The 19987-nt window shown below is 39.6% G+C and carries 15 protein-coding genes; 3 read left to right on the forward strand and 12 right to left on the reverse strand.

Annotation, left to right across the window (positions count from 1 at the left end; translation table 11 throughout):
- Positions 1-26 precede the first annotated feature (26 nt).
- From metE to QP439_RS00925, 10 genes are all read right to left on the reverse strand, one after another.
- A complete protein-coding gene (gene metE / locus QP439_RS00880) occupies positions 27-2276 on the reverse strand; it encodes a 5-methyltetrahydropteroyltriglutamate--homocysteine S-methyltransferase (protein ID WP_285387059.1) in 2250 nt (749 codons plus the stop codon).
- Between the two features lie 244 nt (positions 2277-2520).
- A complete protein-coding gene (locus tag QP439_RS00885; protein WP_285387061.1) occupies positions 2521-2883 on the reverse strand; it encodes a TIGR02328 family protein in 363 nt (120 codons plus the stop codon).
- Positions 2867-3271 carry a YbgA family protein gene (locus tag QP439_RS00890; protein WP_285387063.1) on the reverse strand — a complete coding sequence of 135 codons (405 nt, stop codon included), beginning with the start codon at positions 3269-3271 and terminating at the stop codon, positions 2867-2869. Before QP439_RS00890 ends, QP439_RS00885 begins: the two co-directional genes overlap by 17 nt.
- A 103-nt stretch (positions 3272-3374) precedes the next feature.
- Entirely contained in the window at positions 3375-4976 is a 1602-nt protein-coding gene (locus QP439_RS00895; RefSeq protein ID WP_285387065.1) for a type I restriction-modification system subunit M, read from the reverse strand.
- 47 nt (positions 4977-5023) lie between these two features.
- Positions 5024-5602: a hypothetical protein gene (locus tag QP439_RS00900; RefSeq protein WP_285387067.1), complete on the reverse strand. Its 579-nt coding sequence runs from the start codon at positions 5600-5602 to the stop codon at positions 5024-5026.
- A 10-nt stretch (positions 5603-5612) separates the two neighbouring features.
- Positions 5613-6836, reverse strand: a complete 1224-nt coding sequence (locus tag QP439_RS00905) for a restriction endonuclease subunit S (RefSeq protein ID WP_285387069.1) — start codon at positions 6834-6836, stop codon at positions 5613-5615.
- Positions 6833-7543: a hypothetical protein gene (locus QP439_RS00910; RefSeq protein ID WP_000416549.1), complete on the reverse strand. Its 711-nt coding sequence runs from the start codon at positions 7541-7543 to the stop codon at positions 6833-6835. The genes QP439_RS00905 and QP439_RS00910 overlap by 4 nt, the downstream gene beginning before the upstream one ends.
- Positions 7544-7546: 3 nt before the next feature.
- Complete coding sequence (locus QP439_RS00915) at positions 7547-9394, reverse strand: ATP-binding protein (protein ID WP_285387071.1); 1848 nt, start codon at positions 9392-9394, stop codon at positions 7547-7549.
- Positions 9395-9399: 5 nt separating this feature from the next.
- Positions 9400-10401 (reverse strand): SIR2 family protein, encoded by a 1002-nt coding sequence (locus QP439_RS00920; protein WP_285387074.1) that lies wholly within the window; start codon positions 10399-10401, stop codon positions 9400-9402.
- Between the two features lie 33 nt (positions 10402-10434).
- A complete protein-coding gene (locus QP439_RS00925) occupies positions 10435-13425 on the reverse strand; it encodes a type I restriction endonuclease subunit R (RefSeq protein WP_285387076.1) in 2991 nt (996 codons plus the stop codon).
- Between the two features lie 147 nt (positions 13426-13572).
- Here QP439_RS00925 and QP439_RS00930 point away from each other — a divergent pair, with 147 nt between their 5' ends.
- Positions 13573-14190 (forward strand): TVP38/TMEM64 family protein, encoded by a 618-nt coding sequence (locus QP439_RS00930; protein WP_285387078.1) that lies wholly within the window; start codon positions 13573-13575, stop codon positions 14188-14190.
- Positions 14191-14232: 42 nt separating this feature from the next.
- Here QP439_RS00930 and scrK read toward each other — a convergent pair whose 3' ends face one another.
- Together scrK and QP439_RS00940 are read right to left on the reverse strand one after the other, a co-directional pair.
- Positions 14233-15120, reverse strand: coding sequence for a fructokinase ScrK (gene scrK / locus QP439_RS00935; protein ID WP_049516273.1), 888 nt, complete (start codon positions 15118-15120; stop codon positions 14233-14235).
- Between the two features lie 148 nt (positions 15121-15268).
- A complete protein-coding gene (locus QP439_RS00940; protein ID WP_285387081.1) occupies positions 15269-17155 on the reverse strand; it encodes a sucrose-specific PTS transporter subunit IIBC in 1887 nt (628 codons plus the stop codon).
- Between the two features lie 379 nt (positions 17156-17534).
- Here QP439_RS00940 and QP439_RS00945 point away from each other — a divergent pair, with 379 nt between their 5' ends.
- A complete protein-coding gene (locus QP439_RS00945; RefSeq protein WP_285387083.1) occupies positions 17535-18989 on the forward strand; it encodes a sucrose-6-phosphate hydrolase in 1455 nt (484 codons plus the stop codon).
- Positions 18970-19935: a LacI family DNA-binding transcriptional regulator gene (locus QP439_RS00950; protein WP_000226009.1), complete on the forward strand. Its 966-nt coding sequence runs from the start codon at positions 18970-18972 to the stop codon at positions 19933-19935. Before QP439_RS00945 ends, QP439_RS00950 begins: the two co-directional genes overlap by 20 nt.
- Positions 19936-19987 lie beyond the last annotated feature (52 nt).

A 19987-nucleotide genomic window follows, 5' to 3' on the forward strand; every position in this document is an offset into this window, starting at 1 on the left:
AACAGCGCTTCTAGAGAAATCCGATCTTACAATTTCTCACGCGCAGCTTTAGCTGCTTCAACAAGGCGGATCAAGCTTTCTTTTGTTTCTGGAATACCACGTGTTTTCAAACCACAGTCAGGGTTGATCCAAACTTTCTTGCTTGGCACTTTAGCAAGGATGGCTTCGATTGTATTGTCAATTTCGCCTTCATTTGGCACACGAGGAGAGTGGATATCGTAAACCCCAGGTCCCACTTCTGTTTGGAAGTTTTTCGCTTTGAGTTCGTCCAAGATTTCAAGGTTTGAACGGCTAGCTTCAAAGGAAATAACGTCCGCATCCATGTTGTCGATAGCTGGGATGATATCTGTAAATTCTGAGTAACACATGTGAGTGTGGATTTGAGTATCTGGCGCTACTGTTGAGTGTACCAAGCGGAAGGCAGGAATAGCCCAGTCAAGGTAGTCTTCGTACCAGTCGCTACGACGAAGTGGCAATTTTTCACGAAGAGCAGCCTCGTCGATTTGGATGATTTTCACACCAGCAGCTTCAAGGTCAAGCACCTCATCCTTGATAGCAAGGGCGATTTGAAGAGTTGAATCCTTGATAGAGATGTCTTCACGTGGGAATGACCAGTTGAGGATGGTAACAGGTCCAGTCAACATACCTTTAACAGGTTTGTTTGTACGGCTTTGTGCATAGCTAGACCATTTAACAGTGATAGGGTTAAGACGAGTTACATCACCCCAGATGATTGGTGGTTTCACCCCGCGCATACCGTATGATTGTACCCAACCATTTTTAGAGAAGAGGTAACCTGACAAGTTTTGACCGAAGTACTCAACCATGTCATTACGCTCGAACTCACCATGAACAAGGACATCAAAGTCGATATCTTCTTGCCATTTGATCCATTCATCAATTGTTTCAGCAAGGAAAGCATCGTACTCTTCTTGAGACAATTCACCTTTACGGTAAGCCAAACGTTTAGCACGAACTTCTTTTGTTTGAGGGAATGAACCGATCGTTGTTGTTGGAAGTGCTGGAAGTTTGAAAGCTTCTTCTTGGATAGCTTCACGTTCTGCAAAGGCTGGCAAACGAGTGTAGTCAGCGTCTGTCAAGCCAGCGATACGAGCACGAAGTTCCGCATTTTCACCAACACGTTCAGTCGCAAAGAGTTCTTTATTAGCAGCAAGTGCTTCTTCACCTTGACCGTTGCGGATAGCATCCAAGTCACGAATCTCATCCAATTTTTCAACTGCAAAGGCAAAGTGGTTCAAGATAGCTGGTTCAAATTCTTCGTTAGCAGTTGTAAATGGCACATGAAGAAGTGAGCATGAGCTTGTCAATACGATGTTTTCAGCTGGGATTTGTTCAAGAACAGCCAAGCTCTTTTCGTAGTTGTTGCGCCAGATGTTTTTACCATTGACAATACCTGCATAAAGAGTCTTATCAGCTGGGAAACCACCTTTAACGAGTTCAAGAGTTTTCTTACCTTCAACGAAGTCAAGACCGATAGCATCTACTGGCAAGTTCACAAGGTCAGCGTAAACGTCACGAATGTCACCGAAGTAAGTTTGAAGCAAGACTTCAAGACCTTTCTTATCAGCCAAAAGTTTGTTGTAAAGGTTTAAGAAGAGGGCTTTTTCTTCTGTTGTCAAATCTTTTACAAGAGCAGCTTCGTCGAGTTGAATACGAGTCGCACCAAGTTCTGCCAATTTAGCAAAAACTTCTTGGTAAGCAGCCACTAAGCTGTCCACAAAGTCTTCCGCTTTCACGCCTTCTTCAAAGTCTGACAATTGAAGGAAAGTGAATGGACCTACAAGAACAGGACGAGTGTTCAATCCAAGTTCTTTGGCTTCTTGGAACTCATCGAAGATCTTGTGACCTGCAAGTTTGACTTGAGTGTCTTTTTCAAATTTAGGAACGATGTAGTGGTAGTTGGTGTTGAACCATTTCTTCATTGGAAGGGCGCGAACGTCTCCTTTTTCTCCTTGGTAACCACGACCCAAAGCGAAGTAGCGCTCAAGGTCAGACAAGTCTAAGTTTTGAACTGAAGCAGGTACCACGTTGAAAAGGAAAGCTGCATCTAGGAAGTTGTCATAGTGAGAAAAGTCATTTGATGGAATTTCAGTGATGCCTTTTTCTTTGACAATGTTCCAGTGTTTAGCACGCAAGTCTTTTGCGGCTGCAAGGAGTTCTTCTTCTGAGATTTCTTTTCTAAAGTATTTTTCAGTTGTAAATTTTAATTCGCGGAATTCGCCCAAACGTGGGAAACCGATGATTGTAGTTGACATGATGTGTCCTCCAAAATTTGTTGTTGAAACTATCTTAACAGAAAAGGAATCATCTGTATAATTGTAAAAAATTAGGATTTGATATAGTTTGAAACTATATCTCCGTTTTAGATAAAAGAAAAAGACCTGAGAAAAATGCCTCAAATCCTTTTTGTAGCTTGTTTTTTAACTATATTTCAGTTAGACTGGTCAAACGCGTTATTGGTAATTCTTATAAGTGACTATGGCTTGTTATTAGAAAAGACTATAGGTTGATCCCCTTCTCTCGGAGATTGTCCAGACACTCCTCATAGTAGGCATCGTCATGTTCGCTGTATATAGGACTAGTCAACTTTTCCTCTGCTAAGTCTTGATGAGGAGGGCAGGTCTTACCTCGGTAGTTCTTGTCCAGCCACTCTGGACTGACCTTAAAGCCTCGGTTAGCCATCTCCTTCATGATCAAGTCATGATAGGCATAGAGACTATAGGGCGAGTGGGTAAAGACATAGTCCACCGTTGCATGCTTTCTGCCCCAGCCATTGCCACGCAGGGCGCAACACTCTCGATGTTGCCCCAAGAGTTGAGGACGAGGAAGCTGTGAAATCAAAGCCTCATGCCAAAGTCTCATGACAATCTCCTTTCAGTAAAGTCGAATGTTGCAAGTAGGTATTGGGATAGCGATCAAGCAACTCCCTCGTCTTAGCAATTAAGTCTTCTTTGGTGGCATGGCCAGAGTGATAACGCTCCAGTAAAAACATGTAATCCTTGCGTTCAGCATCTGTCGCTTTCTTTTTGAAATAGCCCCAAATATGCTGAAAGGCATTGCTGACCTGACCCCTGTGTTCTGGAATCTGGCAGGCACGGTCAATCATCTCCTGAACCTGACTCACCTCCACCTCTTCATTCTTGAGATACTGACGAATCTCATTGTAAATATTGCTAGAATGACTCAAAACGAGGTATTTGTTTCTAGCCCAGAGTTGCTGGCAAAGGGTACGTTGGTTGTTATTTTCCATATTTCTCCTTACTTTCTACTAGTTCCCCGGAAATATGGAAACAAAGTTATATCTTAAAAATGAGCGAATTATGAGCGGAATATGAGCGAATCAATTACTCCCATCATCCTTTAAACTCTTTCAAAAACTCTTTAAGTTCAGCATCGGCTTCTGGTGTGGTTCCGTGTAGTTGACCGAGTATTTCAAGTAAAGAAGCGGTTTGGTTTTGGATTGCTTGATTGGTTGTGTTGATCTTGCTGACGATATCTGTCAGTGGTTCGACTTCTTCTTCCTCAAAGGTATCTACATAACGAGGGATATTGAGGTTATAGTCATTTTCGACGATTTCCTCATAGCTTGCTAGATGGGCGAACTTATCAATCTCCTCACGTGACTTGTAGGCTTCCAGAATCTTCTCGATATGCGCATCCGTCATGATATTCTGGTTTTTCCCCTTATCAAACTCCTTAGAAGCATCGATAAAGTAGACATCACGATTAGTGCGGTTCTTTTTGAGAATGATAACCGTGGTCGGAATGCTGGTATTAAAGAAGATATTGGCTGGAAGACCAATTACCGTATCAATGGCTCCTTCTTCTAACAAGGCCTTACGAATGGTTCCTTCCGCATTTCCACGGAAAAGAACACCGTGAGGAAGGACGATAGCCATAACTCCATTATCCTGCTTAAGATGGTAGTAACCATGCAAGAGAAAGGCAAAGTCAGCCTTGGACTGGGGCGCCAGTTTCCCAAAAGGAGAGAAACGAGGATCCGCCATAAAGCCAGAGCTAGCAGACCACTTGGCAGAGTAGGGTGGGTTCATTAGAACACCGTCAAAGTTGGTCGGCTCTTGAGTCGGCCAGTCTTCATCTAGTGTATCGGCATTGTGGAGAAATTGATTCTCAACAGGAACACCGTGTAGAATCATGTTCATCCGAGCCAAGTTATAGGTCGAGGTATTGAGTTCCTGACCAAAGTAGACCACTGTCTGCGGTTTATGAGAGTATTTCTTGGCATTGAGCAAGAGAGAGCCAGACCCCATAGTCGCATCATAGATGGTAAAGCCTAGCTGGTCCTCACGACCTAAAAAAGCAATCTGGGTCATGAGTTTAGCAACAGGCTGAGGTGTATAGAACTCACCAGCCTTCTTACCCGAGTCAGTCGCAAACTGACCAATCAGATACTCATAAGCATCTCCCAGCATATCACCAGCATGACCAGCCACATCTAGCACAGCCAACTCTTTCATGACTGCCGCCACCGTTTGGTTTTGCTTTTGCGGAGTCGCCCCTAACTTTTTGGAATAGAGGTCAATATCTTCAAAAAGATTTTCATAGAGCTCATCACTCTGCTCAATATCTCGAAAACCCTGAGCCAAATCTTCCAGCTGGAAAGTTCCCTCATTGACACGTGCTACAAGAGCCGTAAAGGTCAACTCAGGCTTGATACTATAGTTGAGTTCGTCCTTCATGACTACAAGAAGATTCTCGTGGGTGTCCGCATCCTCATAGTAGTTACGATAGACCTCAAGAGCAGCCTCTAGACTCTCACTCCCCTCCTCCATGGTCTCCGCCACGAAAAAGAGCATCTTATCTGACAGGTACTTATAAAAGACCATACCCAAAAGATAGGACTTGTAGTCATTGGCATCCATCTTAGAGCGGAGAACATCCGCTGAGTTCCACAGAGCTTGGTAGAGCGACTGGGACGTTTGTGTTGTTTCCATAATGTTTCTTTCTATCCTTAATCGTTTCAACTATACATAAAAATAGTTTAATTAGTTTTATCCAATACAATTGCTTTAAACTCTAAATAATCATATTTTGTAAATATATAATTCAATTGTGGTATATAATTATTCACTTTTACTATAGCATTTAGCTCCATTTCTGTTAACGTATCTAATCTATAAGTTACAAATTCTCTTGTGTCTTCTATTATATTGTAACAGATATCGTAATAATCTCTTGAATAACTTTCGAAAAATGGTTGAAAAGACGTATTTACACAACGATTATACAAAGCTATCATCTCATTCAATGGTCCATCACAATATTTCAGAAAAGGTCGTATCATTCCACCTTTTTTAATCCCCATACCCTTATAGTATGTTTCTAATTTTTTAATGAATGGCAAATACTTCAAATAGTAATAATCTATTTCAAACTTTTGATTCTTAAGTTCTTCTTTTAAAATAGTTTTAAATTCTTTTTCAAGAGATTTTTTAAAATTTACTCTATCCCAAAATACAAATGCCAGAATTCCTAATATTACAGTCGCAACAAAACCTAGAGCAGCATAATAAGTATTAGTTAGTGAATTTACTGTATTTAATAATTCTTCATTACCCAAAATTAATCTCCTATATAAACATATCCTGCAAGAGTTTCTTTTTCAGTGTTTCTAGCTGAGAAATTTTTTCTTGGTAAGAGCTGATGAGCTTATCGAGGTTGGAGAAGTAGGCGCCGATGGCTTGTTGTTCTTTAAGTGTTGGAATTTGAATAACTGCTTCTTTTATGTTATTAGAACTAATTGATTCAAACGTTGAACCTGTGCTAAATCTATTCCAGAAACCAGTCTTTTTCATTTTTTCTAAAGTATAAAAAATAAAGTCATTACCTTTTATTGCTGCAACTCCACGTCCAATTACTACATTATAATCCGTTTTACCTATATCACCAACAGGGGCTCTCACAGTTAAAATTATATCGCCAATTTCCGCCATTTTAGTAACTTCCGTTGTCCATAATCTAGGAACCACCTGCTTATCCTTAATATCTGCATTTCCCTGAACTAGAATATAATCATTCGGATTATCTGTATAGTTTTCTGACTTGGGAGATTGTCCCATTGTGATATTTGTAACTTCAGAGAGTATTTTAGTTTCCCATTCACCTTCAAATCCTTCTAAACGAATCTCAGGGACTGTCTGTCCAACTTTGGGAAACATCTTGGAGAGCATGGTCGCCTTGAGAAATTGGTAGTTGGTGAGATTATCCTTGTAGCTTGCAAGAAGGTCGTCTAAAGTACGGAATAGATAGCCGATGGCGGATTGTTCGTGGAAAGATGGCACAATAACATCCCATTCTTTCACCTCAGACATCGGTACCAAATTTACCATTGCTGATGCTGGATTAGCTTTCGTCAGCTTGTTTTGCATTTCTGGTGACCTCATCCATTGTAAGAAGAATGCCTTATCAGTGTTTTTATTAACTCTTAATCTGATTAGAGCTTGATTAAACACACCTTTCTCAATTCCCTCAGGTACTAATGAAATTTTACCAATAGTACCAGCACCACTCATAATAAAGTCACCAGGTAACAACATAAATTTCTTAAGTTCATGATACTTTTCTTCTGAGATTCTATATCTAGTATTAAAGTGATCATAAATCGCATTTTGCTGTTCATAAACTACATACTCGCTATTTTGAACAAATAGTTCTTTTTTTAAAGCACTACCAAATGGTCCTCGTCTAATTCCTTCCGTTGGATCTAATAATTCTTTGAATTTTTTTAATTTCCATGACGAATCTTCATTGAATCTTGAAAAAATAATACTCGGAACATTTATTTGTTTTTTCATTCTAACCTCGTTATCTTACCTTCTGTATAATCAATTGATATTTCTGGAGAAACATTTGGAATAAAAACATTAATAGACAGTTCTCCATCAATAGAGATAGCTTGAATTTGAATACCAATAGGTATTTTATCAGTTGTCATTCTATAAATTAATTCTGATTTATACAAAATATTCGTTCCATTTCTTAAAGTATCTTCAAGTTTACTTTCAAAATAGAACTGGCTTTTAGTATTACGACCTAGTGAATTCATGTTACTCCATGCTGTCTGGACAAATAAGATTCTTTTATTTTTATTTTTTATTCCTCTAACAAGTTCATTAGATAATGAATGACCAATTATATGTCCTCTATGGAAATATTTTTTAACAGATAAATCTGAAGTAACACATTCCCAATTGACGGGATCCTTTAATTTCTTTCTCTTCTTACTTCCCAAAGTATCCAGACTTTCCCCAGTTAGATATGCTTCACAAACATAAGGTTGTTTATTTAAGTCTGTTAACAATTTAAGTAACTTATGTTTTTTATTATCAAATCCGCTACGTTCAATCGATGGAATTCCATACTTAGATGTTTCACGATTAATTATAAAATAGTTTTCTTCAGTAATTACATCAGCATATTCAACTGATTTACAATTTAACAAGCTTTCCAATTCAGTTTCACCTGATACTCCTAGTAATCTGAATATTTCTACTTTTTCCATAGTTCAGCTCCACAATTCTGTTAAAATAACATCATCACTATTCGGTCTAATTATTTCTTCTTTATCTACTTTCACAAATACTGGAACTTGAATAGCATTACCAGTAATTATAACCTCTCCTTTACCTAAACTAGGAATTTTATTAAAGGAAGTTTTATCCAGCGTAGGCATAGTATTTCCCAACATTCGTAAATCATTATCATTAACCAATCTATGGATAAAATAATTATGAACTTGTGAAAGAATAGTCGGTGAAATATCTGCTGGTCTTTGACTAGATAAAGTTAAGTAAAAACCAAATTTTCGTCCTTCCTTAATGATTTCCTCAAAAATACTTAACCTATAATCCTGCCAAGTATCTCCAACAGAATGATTTTGAGCATTTAAAATATTATGTGCTTCATCAATAATTAAATGACTAGTACATGTAACATCGTTTCCAGCTATCTTCGTTTTCTGTTGATCATAGATCATCTTAGATATAAGCATGGGAATCAATCTAGTAATTTCCTGATTAGCATGTACAAGATTAATAATATTTAAACTAGAAAAATCCCCCTCAATACTCTCTTTAACCTCAACAACTTTCTTCAAGCTATTCAGAGCTGTATCAATCCTATGAAATAAAGGATTAATATACTCAATATTAGTTGATTTCCAGGTACAATAGTGGACTTTTTGAAAATCTAAGAAAAACTTCAATCTATCTATCAAGTCCAATGAATCAAAACTTTCTCCAAGTTTTTGCCTAATTTTATCTATTTCTAACTTTTTTTCTTCCTGTTCAGTTAAATTAGACTTATCATTTAAATAAATACGTTCTTCTCCCTGAATAGAATAAGACTTATATGTTGAATTGTACGTTAACGAAGAAACTTGATTAAATATTATCCATTTTTCTTTTGATATATATGACTTTGCAACTTTAATCCAATTATCTCTTGAATCAGATAATGCTGCATCCCCCGTTGTAAGAATTTTTTTCAACGTTCCAACCACAAATTTTGCAATAACTTCTCCCGTATGTTCTTTTTCATTCCACTCATTCATTGCTTTCCTAAGAAATGGAACTTGAGTTGCTGAAGAAGCTCCAAATAAAATTGAAAGGATATCTGGGTCAAAAAGGTATTCCTCAGTAATAGGGATTTTTTTTGATGTATTACTCCTAGTTTTGACATTAAATACTTTCTTATGGGCATTAGTTACACCAAAACTATCATCTTTTATATATTCACCATTAAAATCAATAACATAGAATTTTGAATACTCTAAAATTTTTTCTCGATACTCTGACCGAAATAATTCTAGAAATAACTTATGCAATGTATTAGACTTACCACTACCGGTATTCCCAAAAACACCAATATGAGAAGCAAAAATTTTATTAATCGATAAAGGAACAACTTGACCTTCTAAGATTGATTTACCTATACAAATTGTCGGTTCAGTTTTATTAATCCCATATATTAATTCTAAGTCTTGCTTTGAAGTAATACAAACCTCATTACCAATCATAGGTACATATTGACTTGTTATCTGGAATTCACCATTTTCAATTACGCCTTTAGTTTTTAAATGAACGATTCGATTTATCGAATTTTTTGAAAAACGATTATCAAATTCTGTACCTCTAATTGTATTTTGTTGATCAGCAACTTTTTCAGTAACAACAGAAGCGATAATTTTTACATTATTCTGCAAAATTGTCAGATATGCTCCGATTTTAGCTCCTTGTAACACATCACCATACCACAAATATTCTGCATCATTAGATAGTTGATACATTCCAACTTGGGAAATATCACCATCCACACCGACAATGACACCCAGTTTTTTAATATTCGACTTCATACTAATTATTCCTCAAAAGACATATCTCTAAGTAACTCAGTTAGATTGCTAAGATCGAAACTAAACCAGTCACTTTCATCTTCATCTTCAACTTCATGCTTTGTTTTATATTTTTCATCTAATTCATTAGGTGTAATGACATTCAGATTTCTTGGACAATCGCTGAGACCCAAATTTGTTAATATTGTTTGTTTATCAGATTCAGAATAACAAAATATAAAGACATTTAGTTCAGGATTTTTCAAAGATCTGTTCAACATTTTAGCAATATGTTTATCTTGAAATGAGAATCCAATAACAATAAGAATAGATTGTGGCTTATCTAACTCAAGTTGAAATACTCTTAGCATGTCATGAAAATGATTGTTTAGAAACGTTTCTTGACCCTCTAAGCCAGTTGGTTTAACTACCACAGGATTTTCAACTACACTTTGCCTTATTAAAATATTGTCCTCTTGCTCTCTTTCCCAGTTCATCGAACCATGTGGTTTAATCAAAGATAATGTAGGAAGTTCATTAAGGTAGCTATCATTTAATCCCCTATATGCTACAGACTTATTATAGTTAGCACTATCTAAAATCCTATTAAAATATCCATTGCTTCCATCATTGAAAACAAATGATTCATATTTCATCAATTCATCCAGCGACTTCTCAATGAAGAGATCGTAGTTAGTAGTAAAAATATTAATATTTTTTGTCACTTGTCTAGAATTTGCATGGTAAAGTAATTGAAGTATAACTTTAATAAATTCAGAATATCTTTTTAAAACTGCTTTAATATTTCCTTCATCATTAGAACTGCTAATATCTTCTATAACTTTCTTAGAAACTTCTTTAACTTTATAGGATAGTAAATTATTAGCTTCCTCATCTGAAATATCTTTACTTTTGAAAAAAGACATTAAAGGTATTGCTGGAACTGAAGTTCCTGAACCAATTAGAAAATTAAGCCTCTTAGTCATTGCAAAATAACGTAACTGTTTTATATCAAATTTTTCAACCATATTTGTTCCTCGAATAAAAATAAAATACTTCCTCTATCTCCCAACCCTCAACGGCTCAATGACTTCCTCTACTAGCTGGGTATAGGCTTCCTTGATTTGTTTTTTATAGAGGAGAGGATTGAGGGCATCCGCCACCTCTAGCTTATAGTCTTGATAGCGCTGGCTCTTGGTCAGCTGGCTTTCTCCTAGTTGTTTTTTAGCTCCCTTACGGTAATGTTCGACATAGTAACGGAGTTCATCCTCTCCGACATACCAACGTTTGCTAAATACTTGGATGTGTTGCTGGATGACAGCCTCTATCATCTGATCCAAAATATTTGCGATAGACTGACCACGATAGCTTTCTGGATATTCTTGGACTTCTCTCCACAGTTCAGTGATAATCTGGGCAAGATTTGGATTAGTCTTCTCAAGGCTCTGAATATAGTTATCCACAGCTTCCCTATCTTGAGCGCTTAGGTTCTTTGCTTGACTTTGACCTTGTTCAATCAGGCTTTGGATCAAGGTCAAGATATAGGCATAGTTGATTTCGTCTACTTGGATAGACTCCAGTTCATAGTGGATATCAAGTGGCTCTCCATCGTCATCATCCTCTACTCGGCTTTTTAATTCTGCAAGGACATTTCGATAAAGGCCCAGATACCTTTCCAACTTTTCTCCATCAAGTCCTGTCTGACTGTAAACTTCTTCCTCATCATACTCTTTGTACACTCGGATAGAGGCTAGGTATTTATCAAAGGCTTGATAGGTTTTAGCTAGTTTCCTCAACTCAGGCATAGAGACTTGCTCAAAATCTAGACCATTCACATAGTCATCAGTAGCAAGATTTTTGAAATCACTGCAACTCCGTAAAAAGTTCCTCTTTTCCTCTTCCCAGCTTGGGGCTAGAACCTCGTTTTCACCACCATTTGAGTAGAGCTTGAGGGCATTATCTACTGCTTCCTTAAAGGCTAGAGGCTTTTGGAAGGTGATAATATGACCGTAGGTCTTACTGGAGTCAAAGATACGGTTGGTTCGGCTAAAAGCCTGAATCAAGTCCTGCGGTTGCATGGGTTTGCGGTCGATAAAAAGAGTTGACAGACAAGGGGCATCAAATCCCGTTAAGAGACGATTGACAACGATGACTAAGTCCAACTGCTCATTGCGATAGAGGTATTTGTCCTGCTTTCGAGCTAGGCGGTTATTGACATCCGTATTAAAGCCACGAAGATCCGACATGGTAAAGTGGGTATCAAACTCTTGGTTATAGTCTTCTAAAACCTGCTTCATGTGGTATTGATTAGCTCTTGACTCTTCTTCATTTTCAGTGACCGAGTAGGTGATGGTCGCCTTTGGAAAGTCTGGAAGAACCTGCTTGACTCTTTCCGATACCTTAACCCTCGTCTCCCCAGCCTTGACTCGTTTGAGGAGGTCATAGTAGGCTTGGGCTTGAGGGATTGACTTGACGGTCAGGATAGCATTATAGGTCTTACCCACTCCTTTTTGGAAGCCTAGCTGTTGACGGGATTTATTGATAATGGCATCCAAGACTTCCAGCATATGCTCCTCATTCTCATAGACAGTATCTGGTATGTCATTTTCAGATTTATCCGTGATGAGGGTATTGCGATAATCCACCTTAAAGCCTAAGACAGCTCCGTCATGGATAGCTTCCTTGACCGTATACTCATGGAGACGGTCACCGTACTGTTGCTGGGTGGTTTGGGCTAGATCACCAACTTGCTGGCGTTTATTTTCCTTAAAGATAGGTGTGCCTGTAAAACCATACCAGAGAGACTGTGGGAAAAAGGCCTTAATGTCTTTTTGTGTTTGAGGTGTCACGGCACGGTGGCATTCATCCACGACAAAGGCCACTCGGAGACCCTTGATTTTGTCCGCATCTCGTTGGTAAAGACCTTGCTCAAACTTACGCATCATGGTGATGATTTTCTGGATGGTCGTTACCACCACACGCTTATCATTACTTCCTAGTCGCTTGACCAAATCATGAGTATTATCCGTCTCATCGATATCAATGACATCATTGGTCGCATAAGAGAGAAAAGATGAAGTGGTTTGTTGGTCCAAGTCCCTGCGGTCAACGACAAAAATCGTCTTTTGGATAGATGGAATCTGGAGGAGATTCCGAGCTACCTTATAGGAGGTCAGGGTCTTCCCTGAACCTGTCGTATGCCAGACATAGCCTGATGCTTGCTGGCGAGAGGCTTCTTGCACTGCTTCGATGGCATGGATCTGGTAGGGACGCAAGAGGATAAGAGCCTTCTTGCTATCATCAAGGACAGAATACTGCATAACCATCTGATGAGCACGAGGGATGGAAAGAACTTCGTGAGCAAAGCTGGTCAAGCTCATTACGGGTTGATTATCTTTATCCACCCACTTGGTTAGAAATTGCTTGTTGAGTTTATTTTCCCTAGCTGCAGCGATATAGCGTGTGTCTACTTTATTGGTCACAACAAACATCTGTAAGCTAGAGTAGATGCCACGGAACTTTCCTTCTCTATCATACTTCTTGATTTGATGAAAGGCATCTAGAAAAGCAACTCGGGGACTTTTAAGCTCGATCTGAATCATGGGAAGGCCATTGATCAAGAGGGTCACATCTAGCCTGCGGTCTTGATCCTGAGGATTTATCTTATCTCTCTCAACTTGGTTGACAACCTCATAACTAGACTTACCAGCTGCGATATTGTCTCGCCAAATGACAGATAAACGGATAGTCCCCAAACTAGCATCTTCTCTCTGAACCTCAACCTTGGCAATGCCATTTTCGCCGACCAACCACTTGGCCGCATCATAGTAGCTAACAAAGTTCAGTTGATTCTTTATCTGGCGTTTTTCCTGTTCTGTCAGGGGATGATCTGCCAATAGAGCCACATTGTTCTGGGCTAGCTTTTCAAAGAAGTTTTCCCATAATTGCTCTTCTGTTTTAAGGTCTTCTCTGTAAGTCCATTGACTTTCCCCAGTCACCAGTTGGTTGATTAGTTGTTTTTCTATCTCCAGTTCTGGTTTTACCTGTATCATACTCTCTCCTTTGCTACATGTCTGCTCCCTTTATTATAGCATGTTTAGGCTCAAAATCCATCACTCTCCCCATGGCAAAAACACTCATTCCCCCTTTCTCCTCCAAAATATGGTATAGTAGAGTTATACTATCTATGAGGAGTTTACATGTCACAGGATAAACAAATGAAAGCTGTTTCTCCCCTTCTGCAGCAAGTTATCAACATCTCATCGATTGTCGGCGGGGTTGGGAGTTTGATTTTCTGTATTTGGGCTTATCAGACTGGGATTTTACAGTCTAAGGAAACCCTCTCTGCCTTTATCCAGCAGGCAGGCATCTGGGGGCCACCTCTCTTTATCTTTTTACAGATTTTACAGACGGTCGTTCCTATCATTCCAGGAGCCTTGACCTCCGTCGCTGGGGTCTTTATCTACGGTCACATCATCGGTACTATCTACAACTATATCGGAATCGTGATTGGCTGTGCCATTATCTTTTATCTGGTGCGCCTCTATGGGGCTGCCTTTGTTCAGTCTGTCGTCAGCAAGCGCACCTATGACAAATACATCGGTTGGCTAGATAAAGGCAATCGTTTTGACCGTTTCTTTATCTTTATGATGATTTGGCCCATTAGTCCAGCTGACTTTCTCTGTATGCTGGCTGCCCTGACCAAGATGAGCTTCAAGCGCTATATGACCATCATCATTCTGACCAAGCCCTTTACCCTCGTGGTTTATACCTACGGTCTGACCTATATTATCGACTTTTTCTGGCAAATGCTTTGACACGTAAAAAATCCGTTTGGTTTCCCAAGCGGATTTTGTGCTTTATTTTGAAACTTCTTTTGCAAGAACAAAGTTCCCAAGTGTGGCAGAACCATTTCCTGCGACTGCTGGCGTCACGATGTAATCACGCACGTCTGGTACTGGTAGGTAACCATTGAGAAGAGCTGTGAATTTCTCACGGACACGGTCCAGCATGTGTTGTTGAGCCATGACTCCACCACCAAAGACGATTACGTCTGGGCGGAAAGTCACTGTAGCATTAACCGCAGCCTGAGCGATATAATAGGCTTGAACATCCCAGACAGAGCTGTTGAGTTCAATGTTTTCACCACGAATACCTGTACGAGCTTCTAGACTTGGACCAGCCGCAAAACCTTCCAAACATCCTTTGTGGAATGGACAAACACCGTTGAATTCTTTTTCAATATCCATTGGGTGTTTAGCCACATAGTAGTGACCCATTTCAGGGTGACCCACACCACCGATAAACTCACCACGTTGGATAACACCTGCACCGATACCTGTACCGATTGTGTAGTAAACCAAGTTTTCGATACGGCCACCAGCATTGTTACGGGCAACCACTTCACCATAGGCAGAGCTGTTTACGTCTGTAGTGAAGTACATTGGCACGTTTAGGGCGCGACGAAGGGCACCAAGCAAGTCCACATTTGCCCAGTTTGGTTTTGGAGTCGTCGTGATAAAGCCATAAGTTTTTGAGTTTTTATCAATATCAATCGGACCAAATGAACCAACTGCAAGACCAGCAAGGTTATCGAATTTCGAGAAGAACTCGATGGTTTTATCGATTGTTTCGATTGGAGTTGTTGTTGGAAATTGAGTTTTTTCTACAACGTTAAAGTTTTCATCACCGACAGCACAGACAAACTTTGTACCGCCCGCTTCCAAGCTTCCATATAATTTTGTCATGATAAACCTCTTGTTTTTATTTTCTTTATTATAGCATATTTCGAAAGTCTAAATTTCTCTATTTTTTAGATTTTCCTCTGTAAATCTTACCATTCAAGCAAAAACGAACAAACATGTCATTTGTTCGTTTTCATTTTGAGAGGATTAATTAGATTTTCACTTCAATAACAGCATCTCCCTTCGCAACTGAACCTGTTGCGACTGGAGCTACTGAAGCGTAGTCAGCTGTATTTGTAACGATAACCATTGTTGTATCATCAAGTCCAGCTGCAGCGATTTTGTTTGAGTCAAATGTTCCAAGAACATCGCCAGCTTTAACCTTATCACCTTGGGCAACTTTTGCTTCAAAACCTTCACCATTCATAGATACAGTGTCAATACCAACGTGGATCAAAACTTCAGCACCATCAGTTGTTTTCAAACCAAAAGCGTGTCCTGTTGGAAATGCAATTGAAACTTCAGCATCAGCAGGTGCATAGACCACACCTTGACTTGGTTTCACAGCGATACCTTGTCCCATAGCACCACTTGAAAAAACAGGGTCATTAACATCAGCAAGAGCTACAACATCACCAACGATAGGAGTTACAAGTGTTTCATTTTGAAGAGCTGCTGGAATGTTACCAGTTGTTTCTTCTTGGACCAAACGTTCTGTCTCTACTTCAGTAGCAACTTCTTTTTCATCCTCATAACCAAACATGTAAGTAAGAGCAAAACCAAGTGCAAATGATACAGCTACCATAAGAAGGTATAGTGGAAGTTGTCCATTACCTACATAAAGCATTGTACCAGGGATGATAGTGATACCACTACCAGTACCAGCAAGTCCAAGGATTGAAGCCAATCCACCACCGATTGCACCAGCAATCAATGAAAGGAAGAATGGTTTACGGAAACGCAAGTTCACCCCGAAGATAGCAGGCTCTGTAATACCGAGGAAGGCAGAAAGAGCAGCTGGGAAAGCAAGTGTTTTCAGTTTTGGATTTTTAGTTTTAACACCAACCGCAACAGTCGCAGCACCTTGGGCTGTCATAGCCGCAGTGATGATCGCGTTGAATGGATTAGCATGGTCAGCAGCAAGCAATTGCACTTCAAGCAAGTTGAAGATGTGGTGCACACCTGACACGACAATCAATTGGTGAACCCCACCAATCAAGAAACCACCAAGACCAAATGGCAAGCCAAGAATTGCTTTTGTACCAATAAGGATGTAGTTTTCAACAACGTGGAAGACTGGTCCGATAACAAAGAGCCCAAGGATAGACATGACCAAAAGTGTCACGAATGGTGTTACCAAGAGGTCAATGACATCTGGAACAACCTTGCGGACAGCTTTTTCAAATTTAGCTCCGACAACCCCGATGATGAAGGCTGGAAGAACAGAACCTTGCAAACCAACAACAGGAATGAAACCAAAGAAGTTCATAGCTGTTACTTCACCACCTGAAGCAACCGCCCAAGCGTTTGGAAGTGAGCCAGAAACAAGCATCATACCAAGAACGATACCAACGGCTGGATTTCCACCGAATACACGGAAGGTTGACCACACAACCAAACCTGGCAAGATGATGAAGGCTGTATCTGTCAAGATTTGAGTGTAAGTTGTCACGTCAGCTGGAAGTGTCATTCCAAGAGCAGTCAAGAGACCACGCACACCCATGAAGAGACCTGTTGCTACGATAACTGGGATGATTGGAACGAAAACGTCACCGAAAGTACGGATAGCACGTTGGAACCAGTTCCCTTGTTTGGCAGCTTCTGCTTTCATGTCATCTTTAGATGATGTTGGCAAACCAAGTGCAACAACTTCATCGTACATTTTGTTAACTGTACCTGTACCAAAGATGATTTGGTATTGACCTGAGTTAAAGAAAGCACCTTGAACTTTTTCCAAGTTCTCAATCACTTCTTTATTGATTTTTCCTTCATCTTTAACCATGACACGAAGACGAGTCGCACAGTGGGCAACACTGTTGACATTTTCACGTCCGCCCAAGGCATCGATGACTTTTTTTGCAATTTCCTGATTGTTCATTTGCAAAAATCTCCTTATATAAAATTTTGTTATTGTTTGAAAGCGATTTTATCCGCCCTACGACTATTATTTTATCATGTTTTAAAAATATGTCAAGCGTTTTGCAGAAAAAATATTGTTTCCACATAGTATCCTTATCTTGATATGATTGATTTTGACTGATTTAACAGATATTCCTTAAAAAAATAAGTTTAAAATCTTTGTTATCAGGAATTTATTTCATTATCTTTCATATTTTTTTGAAAATTTGATTAATTTCCTGCATTTGTTTTATGATAATCGTTTGACAGTTTTTTCTCTTTTTTAACATAAAAGGCTTGCTTTTTTCCCCGAAAACGGTTACTATTAAAAGTGATAAGATTTTTGGAGGAATGAATGAATGGAATGGACAACTGAGCGTCGTTACAGACTTTATCAAGATTGGACGCAAGAAGAAATTCAACATATAAAGAAAAATATGGCACAATCTCCATGGCATACTCATTACCATGTTGAGCCAAAAACAGGACTTCTCAACGACCCAAATGGCTTTTCTTACTTTGATGGCAAGTGGATCCTCTTTTACCAGAATTTTCCTTTTGGTGCAGCCCACGGTTTGAAATCTTGGGCACAGCTAGAAAGTGATGATTTGATTCACTTTAAAGAAACTGGAATCAAAGTTTTACCAGATACTCCATTAGATAGCCACGGTGCCTACTCTGGTTCTGCCATGCAGTTTGGCGATGACTTGTTCCTATTTTATACAGGAAATGTTCGTGATGAAAACTGGATCCGTCACCCTTACCAGATTGGAGCTTTGATGGATAAGGATGGCAAGATTACAAAGATTGATAAGATCTTGATCGACCAGCCAGCAGACTCTACTGACCACTTCCGTGATCCGCAAATTTTTAACTTCAAGGGCCAATACTATGCTATCGTCGGTGGACAGGACTTGGAGAAAAAAGGCTTCGTCCGTCTCTACAAGGCTGTAGACAACGACTATACAAACTGGCAAGCCGTTGGCAACCTTGACTTTGCTAACGACCGTACTGCCTACATGATGGAATGTCCAAATCTGGTCTTTGTAGGGGAACAACCTGTCCTTCTCTACTGCCCACAAGGATTGGATAAGAAAGTTCTAGACTACGATAATATCTTTCCAAATATGTATAAGATTGGGGCTTCCTTTGACCCTGAAAATGCCAAAATAATAGATGTGTCTCAACTTCAAAACATGGACTATGGTTTCGAAGCCTATGCTACTCAAGCCTTCAACGCTCCTGATGGACGTGCTCTAGCTGTTAGCTGGCTTGGCTTGCCTGATGTTTCATATCCATCTGACCGTTTTGACCACCAAGGAACCTTCTCTTTGGTCAAGGAACTCACTATCAAAGACGGCAAACTCCACCAATACCCAGTCGCTACTATCAAGGACCTTCGTGTTTCTGAAGAACCTTTCTCAAACCGTTCCCAAACCAAGAACACTTACGAACTCGAACTCAACTTGGAAGCCAATAGCCAGAGCGAGATTGTCCTACTTGCTGATCAAGAAGGCAAGGGACTTTCCATCAACTTTGACCTTGTAAATGGTCAAGTGACAGTAGATCGTAGCCAGGCTGGAGAACAGTATGCCCAAGAATTTGGAACTACACGTTCTTGCCCTATCGAGAATCAGGCTACTACTGCTACAATCTTCATCGATAACTCTGTCTTTGAAATTTTCATCAATAAAGGAGAAAAAGTATTTTCTGGTCGTGTCTTCCCACATGCGGACCAAAATGGGATCCTCATCAAATCTGGAAACCCAACTGGAACTTACTATGAATTAGATTATGGTCGCAAAACTAACTGATGTCGCCAAACTTGCAGGCGTCAGCCCTACTACCGTTTCTCGGGTTATTAACAAAAAAGGTTATCTCTCTGAAAAAACCATTCAAAAAGTCAATGAAGCCATGCGAGAATTGGGCTATAAACCCAACAACCTAGCTCGTAGTCTGCAAGGAAAATCAGCTAAGTTAATCGGTTTGATTTTCCCCAATATTTCCAACGTTTTCTATGCAGAATTGATTGATAAGCTGGAACACCAACTCTTCAAAAATGGTTACAAGACAATCATCTGCAACAGCGAGCACGATTCTGAGAAGGAGCGAGAATACATCGAAATGTTGGAAGCCAATCAGGTAGACGGCATCATTTCTGGTAGTCACAACTTGGGAATCGAAGACTACAATCGCGTGACAGCGCCGATTATTTCCTTTGACCGAAACCTGTCACCAGATATTCCTGTCGTTTCCTCTGACAACTATGCTGGAGGAGTTCTTGCGGCCCAGACCCTGGTTAAGACAGGCGCCCAGTCTATCATCATGATTACAGGGAATGACAATTCCAATTCGCCAACTGGACTGCGCCACGCTGGTTTTGCATCCGTACTCCCAAAAGCTCCTATTATCAATGTTTCCAGTGACTTTTCTCCTGTCAGAAAAGAAATGGAAATCAAGAATATCTTAACTCGACAAAAACCAGATGCCATCTTTGCTTCGGATGATTTGACAGCTATTCTAGTCATTAAAATTGCACAAGAACTGGGCATTTCTGTCCCGGAAGAGCTTAAAGTCATCGGCTATGATGGGACCTACTTTATCGAGAATTACTACCCTCAATTGGCTACTATCAAGCAACCTCTGGAAGAAATTGCCTGTCTCACTGTTGACCTCCTCTTGCAGAAGATCGAAGGCAAGGAAGTCGCCACAACCGGTTACTTCTTACCAGTTACTCTTTTACCAGGAAAAAGTATTTAATACTCAATGAAAATCAAAGAGCAAACTAGGAAGCTAGCCACAGGCTGTACTT

This window comes from Streptococcus sp. UMB1203 (assembly GCF_030217725.1).
Taxonomy (GTDB): domain Bacteria; phylum Bacillota; class Bacilli; order Lactobacillales; family Streptococcaceae; genus Streptococcus.